This window comes from Mesorhizobium sp. B2-5-7 (assembly GCF_006440875.1).
GTDB classification, from domain to species: domain Bacteria; phylum Pseudomonadota; class Alphaproteobacteria; order Rhizobiales; family Rhizobiaceae; genus Mesorhizobium; species Mesorhizobium australicum.
Map to the genome: position 1 here is coordinate 751,057 of NZ_VFUO01000002.1, position 19,061 is coordinate 770,117.

Genomic DNA, 19,061 nt, shown 5'->3' on the forward strand with positions numbered 1-19,061 from the left:
ACGGGTGCGTGACAGGCCGGGGGGCAAAACATGATCGGGCATGATGTGGCCGACAGCATCGAGCGGCGCAGCGGCGTCTCACTGTGGCGCCAGATCGCCGACAGGATCCTGCAATCCATCGCCGCCGCCGATTTCGCCGAAAACGCCGCGCTGCCGCCCGAAGTCGCGCTGGCCGAGCGCTACGGCGTCAACCGTCACACCGTACGCAGCGCCATATCGGCCCTCGTGCAGGAGGGCGTGCTGCGGGCCGAGCAGGGACGCGGCACCTTCGTCCTGTCACGCAAGCGGCTGTCCTATCCGATTGGCGCGCGGACACGCTTTTCGACTGGCCTGCAGGGGCAGACGTCGGAACGGCACATCGTGCTGCTCGCTTCGTCGGTCGAGCCCGCCAGCCAGCGCGTGGCCGAAGGCCTTGGCCTTGCCAGGGGTGCCGAGGTGATCCGGTTGGAGACACGCGGCGAGGCTGACGGACGGCCAGTGTCGCGCGCCGCTGGATGGTTCGATGCCCGGCGCTTTGCCGGCATCGACAAGGCGATGGCGCAAACCGGTTCTATCACCGCCTCGCTCGCACGTTTCGGCATCGACGATTATCTCAGGCAATCGACCGTGCTCTCGGCACGCCATGCGGACGCCGCCGATCTCGCCGATCTCGATCTGCAGCCGGGCGCCATCGTGCTGGTCACGGTTGCGGTCAACGTCACACCTGACGGCCAGCCAATCCAGTTTTCGGAGTCGCGTTTTCCGGCCGAGCGGGTGGAGTTGAAGCTGTCGGCGCTGTAGGGCTATCCGATCTCGATCACGGCCTTGATCAGGCCCGACTTTTCATGCGCCCAGCGTGCGAGATCTCCTGGCGTATCGGCCAGCGTGGTGCGGTGGGTGACAAGCTTGGCCAACGGCACGGCACCATTGCGGATCGAGGCCGCGACATGGTCGAAGTCGGCGCGCAACGCATTGCGGCTGCCGATCAATGTCATTTCTCGCTTGTGGAACTCGGGATCGGAAAAAACAATATCGTCCTTGACGACGCTGACCAGCACCAGCGCTCCGCCATGCGCGACGTGGGCAAAGGCCGATTGAACCGATCGCGTGTTGCCGGTGGCGTCGAAGACTACGTCGAAGCCTTCGCCGTCGGTCGCATCACGCACCAGATCGGACACGGGTCCTTGCGAGCCGTCGAGAATCGAAAAGCCGAGTTCACTCGCCGCGAAGACCAGTCTTTCGGTGCTCATATCGAGAAGTGTCACATCCAACCCGGCAATGCGGGCGAAGATGGCGGTGCCGAGCCCGATCGGGCCGGCGCCGATGACCAGGGTGCGGGCGCCAGGCTCGGCCCGGGCGCGCCGGACGGCATGCGCCCCGATGGCCAGGAATTCGACGGCGGCGGTGTCGGCGAGCGACAGGCCGTTGGTGGGATAGAGATTCTTAGCCGGCACCAGGATCTGTTCGCACATCGCGCCGTCGCGGTGCACGCCGAGCACTTCGATCCTGACACAGCAATTGGGCTTGCCGTGCCGGCAGGCGATGCATTTGCCGCAGGAAAGGTAGGGGTTGATGATCACCGGTTCGCCAAGGGCGAGGTCGACGCCTTCGCCCCGCTCGGTCACTGTGCCGGAGACTTCATGGCCCATGATGCGGGGATAGGCGAGGAAAGGGTGCTTACCCTCGAAGATATGGTAGTCGGTGCCGCAGATGCCGACATGACTGACCGCCACCAGGGCCCAGCCGGGAGGCGGGGCGCCGGGAGCCGGGTGGTCTTCGACAGCAAGGTCGCCGGGCGAGCGGCAGACGACGGCTTTCATGCTTTGATCCAGTCTGTTCAAGAAATCGCCGGCCCGCGCCAAGCCGGCGATCGATTGGAATGCGTCATTTGCCGCGGCGGCGCAGTCCGTCGAAGTAGACGATGATGATGATCAGCGCGCCGGTGATGATGCGCTGCCAGAACGAGTTGACGTTGAGCAGGTTGGCGCCGTTGTTGATGGTGGCCAGGATGAAGGCGCCAAGCAGCGGCCCGTGCACCGAGCCGACCGCGCCGAACAGCGAGGTGCCGCCGATGACCGAAGAGGCGATCGCCTGCAGTTCCCAGCCCTCGGCCTGGGTCGGGTTGCCGATGCCGATGCGGGCGGCGAGCAGCACGCCGACGAAGGCCGCGCACAGGCCGGACAGCGTATAAGCCATGTAGATGGTGCGCTGGACATTGACGCCGGACAGGCGCGAGGCCTCGGCGTTGGAGCCGACCGAAAAGAGGTAGCGGCCCCAACGGCTGTGATGCAGGAAGACATAGGCGGGCACACCCACCAGGATCACCATCCAGAACAAATTGGGGATGCCGATAAAGGAATTGCGCGAGAAGGCGGTAAAGCTGTCGCTGTTGATGTTGATCGAGTTGCCGTTGGTCATCAAAAGGCCGATGCCGCGCAGCGAGGTCAGCGTCGCCAGCGTGATGATGAAGGGCGGCAAGCCCATCTTGACGATGCCGAAGCCATGGAAAAGGCCGATGGCGACACCGACGAGCAAGGTGATCAGGATGGCGACCGCGATCGGAACGCCGGCATTGATCAGCATGGCGACGACGACGGTGGCGAAGCCGACCACCGCGCCGACCGACAGATCGATGCCGCCGGTGATGATGACGAAGGTCTGGCCGACCGCCATGATGGCGATCATCGAGCCCTGCCGCAGAAGATTGGCGATGTTGTTGCCCGAGGCGAAGCTTGGCGTCGCCAGGGACAGGACGATCCAGAGCAGCACCAGCAGCGCCAGCAGCGTCAGCCCGAACAGGACGTTGTAGTTGCGCTTCGGTTTTTCGGCGGGGATCGCCTCGATGCTCATGTCTGTCCTCCCAGTTTTTCTTGTTTCTCGGCGAGCGCCTGCGTGAGAATGTCCTCGTGACTGGCGGTGTGGAACCCGTGCGTGGCCACCAGCTTGCCGCGCCGGAACACGTGCAGCGTGTCGGCCAGTTCGTAGACCTCTGGCAAATAGGACGAGATCAGGATGATGCCGGCGCCCTTCGACAACAGCTCGCCGAACAGGCGATAGATCTCCGCCTTGGTGCCGACATCGACGCCGACCGTCGGTTCGTCGAAGATGAACAGCTTGGCGCCGTGCGCCAGCCATTTGCCGATGACGATCTTCTGCTGGTTGCCGCCCGAAAGGCTCGACGCCAGCGCCCCGCGCGTCGGCGTCTTGATCCTCAGGCCGGCGATCTGACGGTCGGCCTCGGCCTTCTCTTTCGCATTCGAGATCAACAGATTGCTGGAGATGCGCTTGTAGATCGGCAGGTTGAGGTTGAGGCCGACCGGCAAATTGAGGCAAAGGCCTTGGTCGCGGCGGCTTTCCGGCGCCAGTGCCATGCCGAGCTTGATCGCGTCGTGCTCGGAGTTGATCTGGACGTCCTTGCCTTCCCACAGGATCTGGCCGGCCGACTTCTTGTGACGTCCATAGAGCGAGGTGACGAACTCGCTGCGGCCGGCGCCGATCAGTCCGTAGAGGCCGACGATCTCACCGGCGCGCACCGTCATCGAGATGTTCTCGAAGCCTTTGCCCGACAGGTTCCTTGTTTCGACGATCGGAGCGCCCGGCGTGAAATGCTCCTTGTGATAGACCTGTTCGATAGAGCGGTTGATCATCATCTTGACCAGCTCGGCATCATTGGTCTCGGCGATATTGCGTGTGCCGACCAGCGTGCCGTCGCGCAGCACGGAAACCCGGTCGGCGAGTTCGAAGACCTCCTCCATGCGATGGCTGATGTAGATGATCGTCACGCCTTCACCCTTCAGGCGCCGGATCAGCGTGAAAAGCTGGTCGGCCTCCTTGCGGGTGAGGTAGGCCGTGGGTTCGTCGAAGATCAGGAATTTGGTGCCGCGCACCGTGGCGCGGGCAGCGGCGATCAGCTGTTGCTGGCCGATGGTGAGATCACCCAGCACGACATGCGCCGGCAGGTCGAAGCCGAGATCGTCGATGATCGTCTGCGCTTCCCTGACCATGGCGCGCTGCTGCAGGATGCCGAAACGGGAATTTTCCTCGCCAAGGAACATGTTGGCGGCGACCGTCAGGTGACGGCACAGCACGACTTCCTGGTGCACGGCATTGATGCCGAGCGCCATCGCTTCATGCGGCGTCGCCAGGGCTGCCGGCTGCCCTTCCCAGAGGACCTCGCCAGAGGTGCGCGGCATGACGCCGGTCAGGAGTTTGATGAGGGTCGACTTGCCGGCGCCGTTCTCGCCGACGATGGCGTGGATTTCGCCTGACTTGAAGGCGAGATTGACCGGCTTCAGCGCATGGGTGCCGGGGTAGCGTTTTTCCAGCCCGCGCAGTTCGAGGATGGTCCTGCCGGGTTCCAGCACGGGGGCCGGATGCAGTTCCTGCGCCGTCGGCGTCATGACAATCCTCCCAGATTGGCCTCGCGGTTGGCATTCGGCGAGACTGCGGTCGTCTTTCAGGTAAGGCCAAACGGGCTGATCGCCAAGCCGCTTTGGCGGCGGATGCTTCCGGGACATCTAGCCCCGGAAGCGGTTTTGAACGCCGGCTGCTTAGAGCTTGGGATTGAGCAACGCGTCGATCTTGGGGTCCTTCATGTTGGCCTTGGTCACCAGATTGGCGCCGGTGTCCACATTGGCCTCGACCTTCTCGCCCTTCGAGGCGGCGAGCGCGGTCTTGATGCCGTCATAGCCCATCCGGTAGGGATCCTGGACGACGAGGGCGGAAATGACGCCGTCGTTGAGGAACTTGATCAGCTTCTCGTCGCTGTCGAAGCCGACCAGCGCCAGCTTGCCGCCAAGGTTGTTTTCGGCGACGGCCTGGCCGACGCCCTGCGCCATGATCAGGTTGGAGGCGAAGATGCCCTTGAGGTTCGGATTGGCGGTGATCAGGTCGGTGGCGATGTTGAGCCCGGTGGTGGCCTGGCCGTCGGCGTATTTGTCGGCGACCAGCTTCAGGCCGGGATATTTTGCCTTGAGCTGCTCGGTGAAGCCCTGCTTGCGCTGTTCGAGCGAGCCGGCGCCGGGAGCGTTGGTGATCAGGGCGACGTCGCCCTCGATCTTGCCGCCATTGGCGGCGCCGATGGCGGCGGCAAGGCCGTCCGCGGCGACGCGTCCGCCCTGCACGTTGTCGGTGGTCAGGAACGAGGTGAAGGCCTTGGAGTCGGCGCCGGAGTCGATGCCGATGACCTTGACCTTGGCGGCTGCTTCATCGATCGGCTTGCCCAGCGCCTTGAACTCGGTGGGCGCGATCACGATCGCGGCCGGGTTGCTGGCGACGGCGTTCTCGAGGATCGAGACCTGGCCATTGACGTCGGTCTCGGCCTGGGCGCCGAGTTCCGGCACGTTGATGCCGAGATCCTTGCCGGCCTTGCGGGCGCCGGCCAGAACGATCTGCCAGTAGAAGGACGTGGTGTCCTTGACGATGATCGGGATGGTCACATCCGCCGCCGAAACCGGTGCGGTATGCATGACGCCGGTGAGCATCGATGCTGCCGCCAGGGCCATGACGGCGCGGCGGTTGAGAATGCTGGTCACGAATTTCATAGGATCCTCCCTAAGTCGCCCGGTGAACGTTAACGGAAGCTCCGTCCGGATAGGCGTGGCCCAAACAGAACTTTATCAATAAAAAACAGTTGCACCGTTTTGATAGTGCATCGATCCAGCCGATGCAAGCGGTGTTTCAGCCAGTTCTTCCAACTGCCCGACAATGACTCCCCCAGCGGCGGCTCTCCCTTGTCGCGGTCAGGCGCTCCCGTTTCCGTTCTGTGAAGGTATGGAATATTAATTCCATAGATCAGTCAACATGGAATGTTCATTCTTCTCTGGATCGCGACATCGCGAAGGCGGGTCGCGCGCCCGTGCACATCGCGACGATGCGCTTCAATGCAGTTCCTGCACCACCGTGTAGGGACGATACCTGGCATAGTCCGTCTCCGGCACGTCGATATCGAGCAGTTCGAGGTTGCGCGTCAGGTTTGCCAATTTTGCGGTACCGGTCAGCACAGTGGCGACCGCGGGTTCGTGCAAAGGAAACTGGAACGCGGCGGCGGGCAGCGGGTAGCCACCTTCAGCGGCGATCTTCTCCATGGCGTCGACACGGTCGAGAACATCGCGGCTGGCGGGCTGGTAGTCGAAATGCGCCCCTTGCACCGGCCCGGTCGCCAATATGCCTGAGTTGAAAACCCCGCCAATGACAAGCGAGGTCCGTTGCGCCCGGCACAGCGGCAGCAATTCGGCTTCCGCGCTGCGGTCGAGCAAGGAATAGCGGCTGGCGAGCAGGATGCAGTCGAGCGGCGCGCGGCGCATCACGTCGAGGCAGATCTGGACTTCATTGACGCCGAGCCCGTAGGCGGAAATCGTGCCGGCCCGCTTCAGCTCCTCGAGCGCCTTGAGGCCGCCGTCCATCAACTGGCGAAAGTGCAATTTGGTTTTCTCGACACCGTGCGTGTAAACGCCGATGTCGTGGACAAACAGGATGTCTATCCTGTTTAGCCCAAGGCGCGCATAGCTGAACTCGACCGAGCGCATGATGCCGTCATAGGAATAGTCGTAGTCCAGCGCGAAGGGCAGCGGATCGACATAGGAGTGGTCTGGCACCTGATCTTCGGGCACCGGGTGAAGCAGGCGGCCGACCTTGGTCGACAACACATAGGAATCACGTGGCTTGTAGCGCAGGAAATCGCCGAAGCGCCGTTCCGACAGGCCGAAACCGTAGAAGGGCGCGGTGTCGAAATAGCGCAGGCCTGCCTCCCAGGCACCCTGCAGCGTTTCCATTGCCGCTTCGCGCGAACACGCCCGGTAGAGGCCGCCGATCGCGGCGCCTCCGAAACTGACTTCGGTGACCTCCAACGCGGTCTGGCCGATGCGGCGTTTTTCCATGCGCAACCTCCCTATCCCGGCCACTTGTCCGGCCGGGCAGTCTATCAGACATCAATCGAAATCAGAGCGTCGCGCCGAGATGCCAGGGCACGAATTCGTTGTCCCCGTAGCCAAAATCCTCGCTCTTGGTCTTGCGGCCCGAAGCCGTCTCGACGATCAGTTCGAAGATCTCCCGGCCCATGCCGGCAATGGTCTTTTCGCCGGAGGCAATGACGCCGCAATTGACGTCCATGTCCTCTTCCATCTGGTGATACATGGTCGAGTTGGTGGCGACCTTGATCGAGGGGGTCGGCCGGCAGCCGAAGCAGGAGCCGCGGCCGGTGGTGAAGACGATGACATTGGCGCCGCCCGCGACCTGACCGGTGGCAGAGACCGGGTCGTAGCCGGGCGTATCCATGAACACCAGCCCATTGCCGGTGACCTTCTCGGCGTAGCCGAAGACGCCGTTAAGCGGCGTCTGGCCGCCCTTGGCGACCGCGCCCAGCGACTTTTCCAGGATGGTGGTTAGGCCGCCGCGCTTGTTGCCAGGCGACGGATTGTTGTCGATCGAGGCGCCATGCTTGGCGACGTGATCCTCCCACCATTTCACGTAGCCATCGAGCTTCTTGGCGACCTCGGGGCTTGCGGCGCGATAGGCGAGCAGGTGCTCGGCGCCATAGATTTCCGTCGTCTCGGAGAGGATGCCGATGCCGCCGACGCCAGCGAGGATGTCGACGGCCGCACCCAGCGCCGGATTGGCGGTGATACCCGACATGCCATCGGAGCCGCCGCATTGCAGGCCGACGACGATCTCGCTGACGGGGATCGGCTCGCGCTTCAACTGACCGACTTCCTCGGCGATCTCGGCCAGCACGCCCATCGCCTTTTCGACCGATTTGCGCGACCCGCCGGCATCCTGGATGTTGAAGTGGCGCTTGCCGGCGGCGGCACCCTTCTGGCCGTAAAGCGTGAGCTGGTTGACCTCGCAGCCGAGCCCGACCATCAGCACGCCGCCGAAATTCGGGTGGCGGGCATAGCCGGCCAGCGTGCGGTGCAGCACCATCATGCCGTCGCCGGTGCCGCTCATGCCGCAACCCTGGCCATGGACGATGGGCACGAAGCCATCGATCCCGGGATATTTCGGCAAAAGGGTCCGGTTGGCGGTGTCGGCGATCGAATGGCAGACGGTGGCCGAGCAATTGACGCTGGCGATGATGCCGATGAAGTTGCGCGTGCCGGCGCGGCCGTCGGCGCGGCGATAGCCCATGAATGTCCGGGCGCGGTCCGCTTCCGTCGCATGCTCGGCCTCGCTTGGCGGCACCACGGGGAGGCGGCCGGCCTCGAAGACCAGATTGTGCGAATGGACATGCTCGCCGGGCGCGATGTCCTGCGTGGCGCGACCGATCGCCTGAGCGTATTTGACCACGGCTTCACCCGCGGCAATCGGCTTGATCGCCACCTTGTGGCCGGGCTCGATGACGGTGACGGCGAGCGCACCGCCCGGCAGCGCGGTGCCGATCTCGATGCGCCCATTGGCAACGGCGACATTGTCGGCGGGGGACAGAAGAATGGTATTCGAGACGTTCACGGGCGGTTTCCTGGGTGATCCTGGGATGCGCGGATTGACACGCGCTTGTTAAGAGTTAATGTCTTTTATCGTGAAAAAACAGTTTTGCGTCAATTGTTTTTTCACGGCGGTTCCGCCTGGGTAAGTGGTGGCGCTGCGGACGATGGAACGTCATATTGCGCTTCAAGCCGGCCGCCGCAAGCGCTGGCGTGCAACGGGTCAGGGGATGTCGAAGAGCAACAACGTCTACAAGGACGCCTATAACCGTTGTCTGAGGCTGCTCGATGAGACGCGCAGCCTGCCTTCGGAACCGGAACTTGGCGCGTTGCTGGGAGTCAGCCGCACCACCGTGCGCAGCATTCTTGCACGCATGGAAGAGACCGGGCTGATCGCCTGGAACAAGCGCGCCAAGACGGTGCTGCGCGACCCACGTGCGGATGATTTCTTTCCCGAGGAAGAGACCGACACGCTGGCCGAGATCATCGAACGGTCGTTCATGCGCAGGCTGCTGGCCGGCGGCGCCGAGGCCGGCATGCAGATCAACGAGCTCGAACTGGCGCGCGAGATCGGCGTCGGCACCACCAGCGTACGCGAGTTCCTGATCCGCTTCTCCCGCTTCGGCCTGATCGAAAAACGCCGCAACAGCCATTGGGTGCTGAAAGGCTTCACGCGGGCCTTCGCGCTGGAACTGACCGAGATCCGCGAAATGTTCGAATTGCGCTCGGCCGCCGCCTTCACAGCGCTGCCGCAGGACAGTCCGGTATGGGGTGATCTCGATCGGCTGGAAGGGGAACACCGCGTTCTGGCACGCGAGATCGCGACGCGTTTCAATGAGTTCTCGGAGCTGGACGAGCGCTTGCACCGGCTCATTCATCGCGCCTCGCGCAACCGCTTCATCGTCGATTTCTACGACGTCATCGCCATGATCTTCCACTACCACTACCAGTGGAACAAGGCACAGGAACGCGAGCGCAACGAAGTCGCGATCGGCGAGCATCTTGCCTATATCGAGGCGCTCAAGTCGCGCGATCTCGGCAAGGTCGATGCCGCCTGCCGCAAGCACCTGAAGTCGGCCCGCCAGACATTGCTGACCTCCATCCCGGAAAGCCGGCCATCCCAAAAGAACTGATCCTGCCGTGTTGCCGCAGCATGGAATTGACGATTTTCGACCTCTGGCTGCCGTGGTAGGGATAGTCATCGATTTGAAGAGGCAAATGGTGAACCGCCGGGAGAGACGCTGGAGCATGCCGGTCGCGCTTGTCGCGGCCTGTCTGCTGTTGCTCCAGTCGACACTTGGTACGTTCGCCTTCAGCATCAGGCCTGATACCGCGCAGCTCGATGCCTTCGGCAACGTGATCTGTACCCATGACGGCGCCACACAGCTTCCCGGCGGCGACCAGCACCCGTCCCATCCGCCGGCCTGCTGCACACTCGGCTGCAGCATGTTTTCGCCGGCCTTTGCGCCGCCGGCCGATGCCGGGCTTGCGCTTGCGTCCCTTTCCTTCGAGACCGTCGCCTTCGTCTTCCCGGCGACCACGCATCTCGACTTCGCCCGCGAACGCTCCCCATCGAACCCGCGCGCGCCGCCATTGGCGGCTTGAGCCTGCTTGCTTGCGGAACGTTTCGCGAGCGTACTCATCCAAGATCAAGCATTCGCGACCAGCGACGGCGCGATCATCACGTCATGGAGCAACCATGTCCCATTCTTTCCGTATATCGGCGGGCACTTTGTTCGGCCGCACCCTGTCTCGCTTCAAAGCCGATCTCGGCATTGCCGCGTTGGCCCTCGCGCTTGTCTTCCTGGGCGCCCAGGCCGTCCTGGCGCATAAATTCAAGGTCGGCGATCTCGAAATCGAACATCCCTGGTCGCGCGCCACGCCGGCCGGCGCCAAGGTGGCCGGCGGCTATTTCACCATCGTCAACAAGGGCAGTACACCAGACCGGCTGCTGTCGATTTCCTCCGACGTCTCGGAAAAGGCCGAGCTGCATCAAATGGGCGTCAAGGAAGGCGTCATGACCATGCGGCCGGTGGATGGTGGCCTGGAAGTCCCGGCAGGCGGCAAGGTGGCGCTGGCGCCGGGAGGCTACCACCTGATGTTCATCGGCCTGAAGCGGCAACCCAAGCAGGGTGAAAAATTCGCCGCCACACTGACCTTCGAGAAGGCCGGCACGGTTAATATCGAGTTCGCCGTCGAAGGCATGGGCGAAATGGGCGGCATGGACGACCACGCCAATTGATCGCGCCGATCACCAATTTTGAAATCAGAGGGACCATCATGAACAAGTATCTTTTGGCGGCCGGCGCGTTTCTCGTGCTGGGGACAAATGCCGCCTTCGCGCACATCACGCTGGAGACCCAGGAGGCGGCAGTCGGCTCGACCTACAAGGCTGTACTGCGCGTGCCGCACGGTTGCGACGGCAAGGCCACGACGGCGGTGCGCGTGCAGATCCCGGAAGGGGTGATCGCGGTGAAGCCGATGCCCAAGTCGGGCTGGACGCTGCAGACCAAGAAGGGCAAGTACGAGAAATCGTACCAGCTCTACGGCCAGGCGGTTGCCGATGGGGTCAAGGAAGTCGACTGGAGCGGCGGCAATTTGCCGGATGAATTCTACGACGAGTTCGTCTTCCGCGCGACGCTGACGGCCGACCTGCCCGCCGGCCAGAAGCTGTACTTCCCGGTGGTGCAGGAATGCGGCGATGCCGCGGCCCGCTGGATCGAGATTCCGGCGGCCGGACAGGATGAGGACGCGCTGGAGAACCCGGCGCCCGGCATCAAGCTCACGCCGAAGAAATAGCTTTGTCCCTGGCGCTCTGCTTGTCGGAGCGCCGCATCCCCATGGCATGGCATGATCGCAATACCTTCCTGGATAGCCGATACGAACAGCAAGCTCGTCGGCTGGATTGCCGGCGGGCTGCTCGCCGCGGCCATGGCGTTCATCGTCATGGCCTCGACAAGCCCGGCCCTTGCCCATGCGGCGCTGATCAAGACCGATCCGGCCGACGGTGCGGTGCTGGCGCAGGCCCCGGCGCGGTTCTCGCTGACCTTCAGCGAGCCGGTCTCGCCGCTGGTGCTGACGCTGGTGACGCCCGACGGCACCCCGGTTCCGCTGACCGACTTCCGTCTCGGCGACCAGACGGTCGAGATCGACAATCCGCGGGCGCTCAAATCCGGCACGCACGTGCTGAGCTGGCGTGTCATTTCCGCCGATGGCCATCCGGTCGGCGGCTCGCTGCTGTTTTCCATCGGCGCGCCAAGCGAGCCGCCGACCGTGTCCGAGGCGACTGACTGGCCGCTGCGGTCGGCGATCTGGATCGGCAAGGTTTTTCTCTACATAGGCCTTTTCCTCGGCATTGGCGGCGCGTTCGCCTTTGCCTGGCTGGCCGGGGATGGCCGTGCCGGCCAGCGCTTTGTCGCGGCCGCGATCTTGTGCGGGCTGGTGGCGGCGCCCTTGTCGCTGGGCTTTCAGGGTCTCGATGCGCTGGGGGGGCCGCTCTCCCATCTGGCGCAGCCGGTGATCTGGCGCACCGGGCTCGGCACCAGCTTCGGCTGGACGGTGCTGATCGCCCTGGTCGCCTTGGGACTTGGCCTGCTGTCGCTGGCCGGACCGCGCGCGGCCGCCAGGCCGCTTGCCCTTGCCGGGCTGGCTGGCGTCGGCGTCGCACTCGCCGCCAGCGGCCATGCGAGTGCGGCCGAGCCGCAATGGCTGATACGGCCGCTGGTCTTCGTGCATGGCGTCGGCATCGCTTTCTGGGCCGGCGCCTTGGTGCCGCTCGGTCTCGCGCTGAAGCGTCAAGCGGCGGGCGCCGTCGAATTCCTGCACCACTTCTCATGGGCAATCCTGCCTGTGGTGGCCTTGCTTGCCGCGGCAGGCATCGTGTTGGCCGTGATCCAGGTGCAGATACCCTCGGCGCTGGCCGACACAGCCTATGGCCGGCTGCTGCTGGTCAAGCTCGCGTTGCTGGTCTTCCTGTTCACGCTCGCTGCCGTCAATCGCTGGAAGCTCACTGCTTCGGCCGAGGCGGGAGCGACCGAGGTGCAACGCAGGCTCACCCGCTCGGTCGGCGTCGAAGTGCTGATCGTGCTGGCGATCTTCGGGGTCGCCGCGGGCTGGCGCTTCACGCCGCCGCCACGAGCACTGGCGATCGCGGCGGCGCAGCCGGTTTCGGTCCACATCCACGCGCTGCAGGCGATGGCCGATCTCAGCATCACGCCAGGCCATGCGGGGCCGGTGGTCGCCTCGATGATCATCATGACCGGCGATTTCGGACCGCTCGACGCCAAGGAGGTGACGCTGGTGCTGTCGAAGCCCGATTCCGGCATCGAACCGCTGAAGCGCGCGGCGACCAGGCCCGGCGACGGCAGCTGGCGTGTCGACAACCTCATCATCCCGGTACCCGGCCGCTGGATGGTGCGCATAGACATCCTGGTCTCGGACTTCGAGATGGTGAAGATCGAGGCGCCGGTCGACATCAGACCGTAACGTCCCAGCCACACAATTGGGCGAGGCGGTTGACGCGGGCCTGAAGGGCCGTCAATCATTCAAGCAACAATGAGCGCAAGCTCGAAAACACCAGATCCGAAAGCAGGGAAGAAACGATGGAAAAAGCCGAAATCGGCCTGATCGGCCTTGGCACTATGGGCTCCAACCTGGCGCTGAACATCGCCGAGCACGGGCACCGCATCGCCGTCTTCAACCGCACAAGGGCACGCACCGACGCTTTCGTCGAGAATTCCGGTGCGCTCAGGGACATGGTCGTCCCCTGCTACAGCCTGGAGGAACTCGCCGCCGCGATCCGGCCGCCGCGTCCGATCATCATCATGGTGCTGGCCGGCAAGCCGGTCGATGAGCAGATCGAAGCGTTGCGTGGCGTGCTGTCCGACAACGATATCGTCATCGATGCCGGCAATGCCAATTTCCGCGATACGATGCGGCGCTTCTCCGAGCTCTCTGGCTCGGGTTTGACCTTCATCGGCATGGGTGTCTCCGGCGGTGAGGAGGGCGCGCGCCACGGACCCTCGATCATGGTCGGCGGCACGGAAGACTCCTGGAAGCGCGTCGAGAAGGTGCTGACCGCGATCTCCGCCAAGTTCAAGGAGGAACCTTGCGCCGCATGGCTCGGCACCGACGGCGCCGGGCATTTCGTCAAGACCATCCATAACGGCATCGAATATGCCGACATGCAGATGATCGCCGAAATCTACGGCATCCTGCGTGACGGCCTGGGCATGGGGCCGAAGGAGATCGCCACGGTATTTTCCAACTGGAACAAGGGCCGGCTCAATTCCTACCTGATCGAGATCACCGCCAAGGTGCTCGCCGCCGACGATCCGAAGACCGGCAAGCCGGTGGTCGACATCATCCTCGACCGCGCCGGCCAGAAGGGCACCGGCAAATGGTCCGTCATCGAGGCGCAGCAGCTCGGCATTCCGGCAACCGCGATCGAAGCGGCGGTGGCGGCGCGCGTGCTGTCGTCGATCAAGGACGAGCGGCAGGCGGCGGAAAAGGCCTATGGCAATATCGGCGTGACCAGGATTTCCGGCGACAAGGACGCGCTGCTGAAAGACCTCGAACTGGCGCTGTTCGCCGGCAAGATCGCCGCCTACGCGCAGGGCTTCGCGGTGATGAGCGGCGCTTCGAAGGAGTTCAACTGGAACCTGCCGATGCCGACCATCGCCAAGATCTGGCGCGCCGGCTGCATCATCCGCTCGCAGATGCTCGACACGATGGCCGAGGCTTTCAGTGGTGGCGCTTCCACCAACCTGCTGATGGCGCCTGCCTTCATCAGCCTGATGCAGGAGGCGCATCCGTCGCTGCGGCGCGTCGTGGCGAGGGCTTCCGAAGCCGGCGCGCCGGTGCCTGCACTGTCTTCGGCTCTTGCCTATTTCGACAGCTACCGCCAGGGCCGCGGCACCTCGAACCTGATCCAGGCGCAGCGCGACTTCTTCGGGGCGCATGGTTTCGAGCGCATCGGCGAGCAGGGCGCGTTCCACGGACCGTGGGGCAGCGGCGCGGCTGGCTAGATCACGCTATGAAGACATCCGGCTTAGCTTGGCTGCCGTGCCGGAATACTCACCGCTCCACATGTGGCTTCTCGATTCCGGGGATGCCGCCGACCTGTTGGGCAAGAAAATCGACCAGCAGCCGGACCCGGGCGATGCCCGCCCGTTCGGGGACGATCAGCATGCTGAGCGGAACCGAAGGCAGCGCATAGTCCGGCAGAATCGCTTCAAGCCGGCCGGACGCCAGGAGATCGCCGACAAGCCATTGGTGGGCGGGCGCAATGCCGCGTCCGGCGAGCAGGGCTTCGCGTGCGGCAAGCCCGTGGTCGACCCGGAGGCGCCCTGCAAACGGCACTGTATGGCGGTTGCCGTCTGGTCCTTGCAGCACAAGGGTGTCGCTGCCGGCAACGTTTGACATCCGGATACCTTCGTGATCGGCCAGGTCCCCGGGACCTTCAGGCCTGCCGCGTTCAGCGAGATAGTCGGGCGCCCCCACGAGCAGTCGCCGGGATTGGCCGAGCGCTCGCAATTTCATGGAACTGTCGGTGAGCGGGCCGAGACGAAGCGCGATGTCGACGCCTTCCATGACGAGGTCGATGCGTTCGTCGGTGAGGCTGAGATCGACGCCGATGTCGCGATAGCGGTCCTGAAACGCGAAGATAAGCCGGCTGACATGCAGCACCCCAATGGCGGCGGTGCAGGAGAGCCGGATCGTGCCCGCGGGCGCCGCGCGCGTGCCGCGAACCTCGTCGCCCGCCTGTTCGACAAGGCGCAGGATCTGCACGCTGTCTGCATAATAGCGGCTGCCCTCATCGGTCATCGTGACACGCCGGGTGGTCCTGCTGAGCAGGGCGACGCCGACGGCCTCCTCCAGTTCCCTCAAATGGCGCGTGACTGTCGACTGGCCGATCCCGAGTTCACGCGCGACCGCCGACAGACTGCCTCGTTCAGCAACGCGCACAAAGGTGCGCATGCGCTCGAGCGTGACAGCTGATTTATCCATTAATCGGCAGAATATTATGCATTCTCGACATGTAGCGGATGATGCGGCTGTTGGCTATCTCAGGGTCAATGTTTCCAACAGAGGATCGACGAATCATGAAAGTCCTACTTGTCTTTGCCCATCCCGAGCCACGGTCGCTCAACGGCACGCTGCGTGACGTCGCCGTCAAGGAACTCAAGGCTCAAGGCCACGAGGTTCGGGTGTCCGACCTCTATGCGGACGGTTGGAAATCGGAGGTCGACCGCGCTGACTTCCCCGAGCTTTCGCCAGACGCGCGGCTGGTGCCGGTGGGGGCCTCCAAACAAGCATACGAGTCCAATGCTCTGACCGCAGACGTCAAGACCGAGATCGAGAAGCTGCTTTGGGCCGACGCGCTGATCCTGCAGTTTCCGCTGTGGTGGTTCACCATGCCGGCGATTTTGAAAGGCTGGGTCGATCGGGTCTTCGCCTACGGCTTCGCCTACGGCGTCGGCGAACATAGCGACAAGCGATGGGGTGACCGGTACGGCGAGGGCACACTCGCGGGCAAGCGAGCGATGCTGATTGTGACAGCCGGCGGTTGGGAGGATCATTATTCCCCGCGCGGCGTCAACGGACCGATCGACGACCTGCTGTTCCCGATCAATCACGGAATCCTCTATTATCCGGGGTACGACGTGCTTCCGCCGTTCGTGATCTACAGCGCGGACCGTCTCGATGCAGCTGGCTTCGAGCTTGTCGCCGAGCGCCTGCGCGAACGGATGCGGACACTGGCGACCACTGCGCCTATTCCCTACCGGCGGCAGAATGGTGGCGATTATCTGATCCCGAGCATGCGGCTTCGTGCCGAACTAGCCGATCCGGGAGCAACCGGCTTCGGACTTCATGTGAACCGCGGGGCTACCGACCAGAACGGTTCCTGGTTTGACGGGATGCATGTGGACTTGCCCGATCAGATCCGGGCAGACGCTCAGTCAGAGCGCCTATAGGCCACGACGCCCTTCGGTTCGCTCAGGCTCTGCAGCGAGCCGGGCGCGGCGCCGCCGATCCAGCCGAGCACCGAGCGGGCGAGTTCGGACCCGGCCAGGCGGAAGTCTTCGTTGACGACCAGCAATTCATGCCTGAACAGATGCAGCAGTTCCGACGACTGCTTCGACACCACGTCTACGTCGCGGCCGAGCTTCAGGCCGGCGTCCTCGATGCCGGCGACGATGGCGAGGGTCGCGGCGGCGGCGCTGCTGACGATGCCGTCCGGCCTGATGTCGCGCCGCATCAGCTGCGCGGTCCTCGTCCTGATCTGTTCGATCGAATGGTCGATCGAAACGGTGTTGAACGGCACCTCGCTGGCGCCGACTTCGCTCAGCGCATCGGCAAAGCCGTCGACCGTGTGGCGGTAGTAGCTCAAACCCACCGGCGGCGTCACCAAAGCGAGCCGGCGGCGGCCCAGGCCGGCGAGATGGCGCACCGCCTCGGCCGCGAAGGCGTAATTGTCGAAATCATGATAGGGATGCACGAGCCCCATATCGGTGCGGCCGTGGGTCGCGAAGGGAATGCCGCGCTCCAGCATGTAGCGGGCCCGGGGATCGTTCGGCTGCGTGCGTGAAATGATGACGCCGTCGGCGGAGCCGGTCTCCACGAGATAGCGCACCGGATCCAGCGGATCCTGCGAGCGCGAATAGGGCGTGACGATCAGGTGGTAGGGCGTGTCGGCGATGACTTCCGTGACGCCATAGATGATGTCGGAAACAAAGCTCATGAGTTCGTGCTCGGTGTTGAGCACGAGGCTGATGACATTGGTCTTGCCGGTCCTGAGGCGCACGCCGGCGCGGTTCGGCCGATAGCCGATCTGCTTGGCAACGAGCTGGACTCGGCGCCTGGTCTCGGCGCCGATCTCGGGCGCGTCCTTCAAGGCCCGCGAGACGGTGGTGACGCCGAGCCCGGTCATGAAGGCAAGCGTCTTCAGCGTCGGCCGCTCCTGTGCCGTCGCCTCGTCACCCTTGGCCGTGCGCTGTCTGTTCATCCGTCCCGCCCATCAGGCGCATAGCAGCCGCCGGGCAGCCCGGCAATGTTGCGGCCGCTCCCCATGGCGCGTCACCTGCAGTGGAAGTAGTATACTGAAACGTTACAGCTTGTCACGATCGGTGTAAACGGGCGCGGGCGGACGCAAAAAGACGCCGTCAACCGCGAGGCGAAAAAGCGTTGGGATTCAGAGGGAAGCGTGCTCTTGGCAAGTTTCTTGCTGCTTTTGCCTAGAGGGCGGTGCAGTTTTGCATATTGCGTCGCACAATGCCGCGGCAGCGAGATGATTTTGTTCGCAGCTCGAAAAATGTCAAAGTGACACTTGCCGGAAGGGTTGCGTATCGTCTTCAATTGCCGTATCGAAAATCTGTAACGTTTCAGATTTCTGGGAGGAAGCCGAAATGCGATACAAATTCCTGACCGCTGCCTTTGCCGCGACGGTTGCTTTCAACTTTGCCGGGCCGGCGGCCGCGACCGATCTGGAAGTCACCCATTGGTGGACCTCCGGCGGCGAGGCGGCGGCGGTCGCCGAACTCGCCAAGGCATTCGACGCCACCGGCAATCACTGGGTCGACGGCGCCATCGCCGGATCCGGCGGCACGGCGCGGCCGATCATGATCAGCCGCATCACCGGCGGCGATCCGATGGGGGCCACGCAGTTCAATCACGGCAGGCAAGCGGAAGAGCTGGTTCAGGCTGGCCTGATGCGCGATCTCACCGATGTCGCCACCAAGGGCAAGTGGACGGAAGTGGTACGGCCCAAGAGCCTGCTCGACTCTTGCACCATCGACGGCAAGATCTATTGCGTGCCGGTCAACATCCATTCCTGGCAGTGGCTGTGGCTGTCGAACGCGGCGTTCGAGAAGGCCGGCGTGCCGGTGCCGAAGAACTGGAACGAGTATGTGGCCGCCGCTCCGGCGCTGGAGAAGGCAGGCATCGTGCCGCTCGCGGTCGGTGGGCAGGCCTGGCAGGCATCGGGCGCCTTCGACGTGCTGCTTGCCGCGGTCGGCGGAACCGACACCTTCCTCAAGGTCTACAAGGACAAGGACGCCAAGTTCGCAGCCGGTCCTGAAGTCGCCAAGGTGTTCAAAGCGGCCGACGATGCGCGCAAGATGGCCAAGAACACGAATGTGCAGGACTGGAACCAGGCTACCAACATGGTCATCACCGGTAAGGCCGGCGGCCAGATCATGGGCGACTGGGCGCAGGGCGAGTTCCAGGTCGCCGGCAAGACCGCCGGCAAGGATTACACCTGCCTTCCCGGCCTCGGCCTGAACGAGGTCATCGCTACAGGGGGCGACGCCTTCTATTTTCCGCTGCTCAAGGACGCCGACAAGGCCAAGGCGCAGGAGGTGCTGGCCGAGACGCTGCTCGATCCCAAGACCCAGGTCGCCTTCAACCTCAAGAAGGGCTCGCTGCCGGTGCGCGGCGACGTCGATCTCAACGCGGCCAACGATTGCATGAAGAAAGGCCTCGCTATCCTGGCCAAGGGCGCGGTCATCCCATGGACGGACCAGCTGCTCTCGCAGGACAGCCAGAAGCAGAAGGAGGACCTGTTCTCGGAGTTCTTCGCCAAGCCCGACATGAGCCTCGAAGAGGCGCAGAAGCGCTTCGCCGACATCATCGCTTCGGCTGATTGACGACCGACGAGCCGTC

At 63.9% G+C, this 19,061-nt stretch carries 17 protein-coding genes; 9 read left to right on the forward strand and 8 right to left on the reverse strand.

Annotated features, from left to right (window positions below; genetic code table 11):
* Nucleotides 1-30: 30 nt before the first annotated feature.
* Entirely contained in the window at nt 31-780 is a 750-nt protein-coding gene (gene phnF / locus FJ543_RS11130) for a phosphonate metabolism transcriptional regulator PhnF (protein ID WP_140875068.1), read from the forward strand.
* Between the two features lie 2 nt (nt 781-782).
* Here phnF and FJ543_RS11135 read toward each other — a convergent pair whose 3' ends face one another.
* The 6 genes from FJ543_RS11135 to FJ543_RS11160 all read right to left on the reverse strand — a co-directional run bounded on the left by FJ543_RS11135 (nt 783) and on the right by FJ543_RS11160 (nt 8,424).
* Nucleotides 783-1,799 carry a zinc-binding alcohol dehydrogenase family protein gene (locus FJ543_RS11135; RefSeq protein ID WP_140875070.1) on the reverse strand — a complete coding sequence of 339 codons (1,017 nt, stop codon included), beginning with the start codon at nt 1,797-1,799 and terminating at the stop codon, nt 783-785.
* Between the two features lie 64 nt (nt 1,800-1,863).
* Nucleotides 1,864-2,829 (reverse strand): ABC transporter permease, encoded by a 966-nt coding sequence (locus tag FJ543_RS11140; protein WP_015315661.1) that lies wholly within the window; start codon nt 2,827-2,829, stop codon nt 1,864-1,866.
* Complete coding sequence (locus FJ543_RS11145) at nt 2,826-4,379, reverse strand: sugar ABC transporter ATP-binding protein (protein ID WP_140618932.1); 1,554 nt, start codon at nt 4,377-4,379, stop codon at nt 2,826-2,828. The genes FJ543_RS11140 and FJ543_RS11145 overlap by 4 nt, the downstream gene beginning before the upstream one ends.
* A 150-nt stretch (nt 4,380-4,529) precedes the next feature.
* Nucleotides 4,530-5,522, reverse strand: a complete 993-nt coding sequence (locus tag FJ543_RS11150) for an ABC transporter substrate-binding protein (protein WP_015315663.1) — start codon at nt 5,520-5,522, stop codon at nt 4,530-4,532.
* Between the two features lie 336 nt (nt 5,523-5,858).
* Nucleotides 5,859-6,857 carry an aldo/keto reductase gene (locus FJ543_RS11155; protein WP_015315664.1) on the reverse strand — a complete coding sequence of 333 codons (999 nt, stop codon included), beginning with the start codon at nt 6,855-6,857 and terminating at the stop codon, nt 5,859-5,861.
* Between the two features lie 61 nt (nt 6,858-6,918).
* Nucleotides 6,919-8,424, reverse strand: coding sequence for an altronate dehydratase family protein (locus FJ543_RS11160; RefSeq protein WP_140618930.1), 1,506 nt, complete (start codon nt 8,422-8,424; stop codon nt 6,919-6,921).
* 205 nt (nt 8,425-8,629) lie between these two features.
* Between FJ543_RS11160 and FJ543_RS11165 the strand changes: the two genes are divergently transcribed.
* The 6 genes from FJ543_RS11165 (at nt 8,630) to gndA (ending at nt 14,425) form a co-directional block, all read left to right on the forward strand.
* A complete protein-coding gene (locus FJ543_RS11165; protein ID WP_140618928.1) occupies nt 8,630-9,532 on the forward strand; it encodes a GntR family transcriptional regulator in 903 nt (300 codons plus the stop codon).
* A 115-nt stretch (nt 9,533-9,647) separates the two neighbouring features.
* Nucleotides 9,648-10,004, forward strand: a complete 357-nt coding sequence (locus FJ543_RS11170) for a DUF2946 family protein (RefSeq protein WP_140618927.1) — start codon at nt 9,648-9,650, stop codon at nt 10,002-10,004.
* Between the two features lie 94 nt (nt 10,005-10,098).
* Nucleotides 10,099-10,641 carry a copper chaperone PCu(A)C gene (locus FJ543_RS11175; protein WP_140875071.1) on the forward strand — a complete coding sequence of 181 codons (543 nt, stop codon included), beginning with the start codon at nt 10,099-10,101 and terminating at the stop codon, nt 10,639-10,641.
* Between the two features lie 38 nt (nt 10,642-10,679).
* On the forward strand, nt 10,680-11,198 hold the full coding sequence (locus FJ543_RS11180; protein ID WP_015315669.1) for a YcnI family protein: 519 nt from the start codon (nt 10,680-10,682) through the stop codon (nt 11,196-11,198).
* Nucleotides 11,199-11,249: 51 nt separating this feature from the next.
* Nucleotides 11,250-12,884: a copper resistance CopC/CopD family protein gene (locus tag FJ543_RS11185; RefSeq protein ID WP_140875073.1), complete on the forward strand. Its 1,635-nt coding sequence runs from the start codon at nt 11,250-11,252 to the stop codon at nt 12,882-12,884.
* A 116-nt stretch (nt 12,885-13,000) separates the two neighbouring features.
* Nucleotides 13,001-14,425, forward strand: a complete 1,425-nt coding sequence (gene gndA, locus FJ543_RS11190; protein WP_140875075.1) for an NADP-dependent phosphogluconate dehydrogenase — start codon at nt 13,001-13,003, stop codon at nt 14,423-14,425.
* Between the two features lie 49 nt (nt 14,426-14,474).
* On the opposite strand, the gene FJ543_RS11195 is transcribed toward gndA, so the two are convergent.
* Nucleotides 14,475-15,407 (reverse strand): LysR family transcriptional regulator, encoded by a 933-nt coding sequence (locus tag FJ543_RS11195; protein WP_015315672.1) that lies wholly within the window; start codon nt 15,405-15,407, stop codon nt 14,475-14,477.
* Nucleotides 15,408-15,502: 95 nt separating this feature from the next.
* Here FJ543_RS11195 and FJ543_RS11200 point away from each other — a divergent pair, with 95 nt between their 5' ends.
* Nucleotides 15,503-16,375, forward strand: coding sequence for an NAD(P)H-dependent oxidoreductase (locus tag FJ543_RS11200; RefSeq protein ID WP_140875077.1), 873 nt, complete (start codon nt 15,503-15,505; stop codon nt 16,373-16,375).
* Here FJ543_RS11200 and FJ543_RS11205 read toward each other — a convergent pair.
* Nucleotides 16,357-17,406 (reverse strand): LacI family transcriptional regulator, encoded by a 1,050-nt coding sequence (locus FJ543_RS11205; protein ID WP_140875078.1) that lies wholly within the window; start codon nt 17,404-17,406, stop codon nt 16,357-16,359. The genes FJ543_RS11200 and FJ543_RS11205 overlap by 19 nt on opposite strands.
* 400 nt (nt 17,407-17,806) lie before the next feature.
* Between FJ543_RS11205 and FJ543_RS11210 the strand changes: the two genes are divergently transcribed.
* On the forward strand, nt 17,807-19,045 hold the full coding sequence (locus tag FJ543_RS11210) for an ABC transporter substrate-binding protein (RefSeq protein WP_140875080.1): 1,239 nt from the start codon (nt 17,807-17,809) through the stop codon (nt 19,043-19,045).
* Nucleotides 19,046-19,061 lie beyond the last annotated feature (16 nt).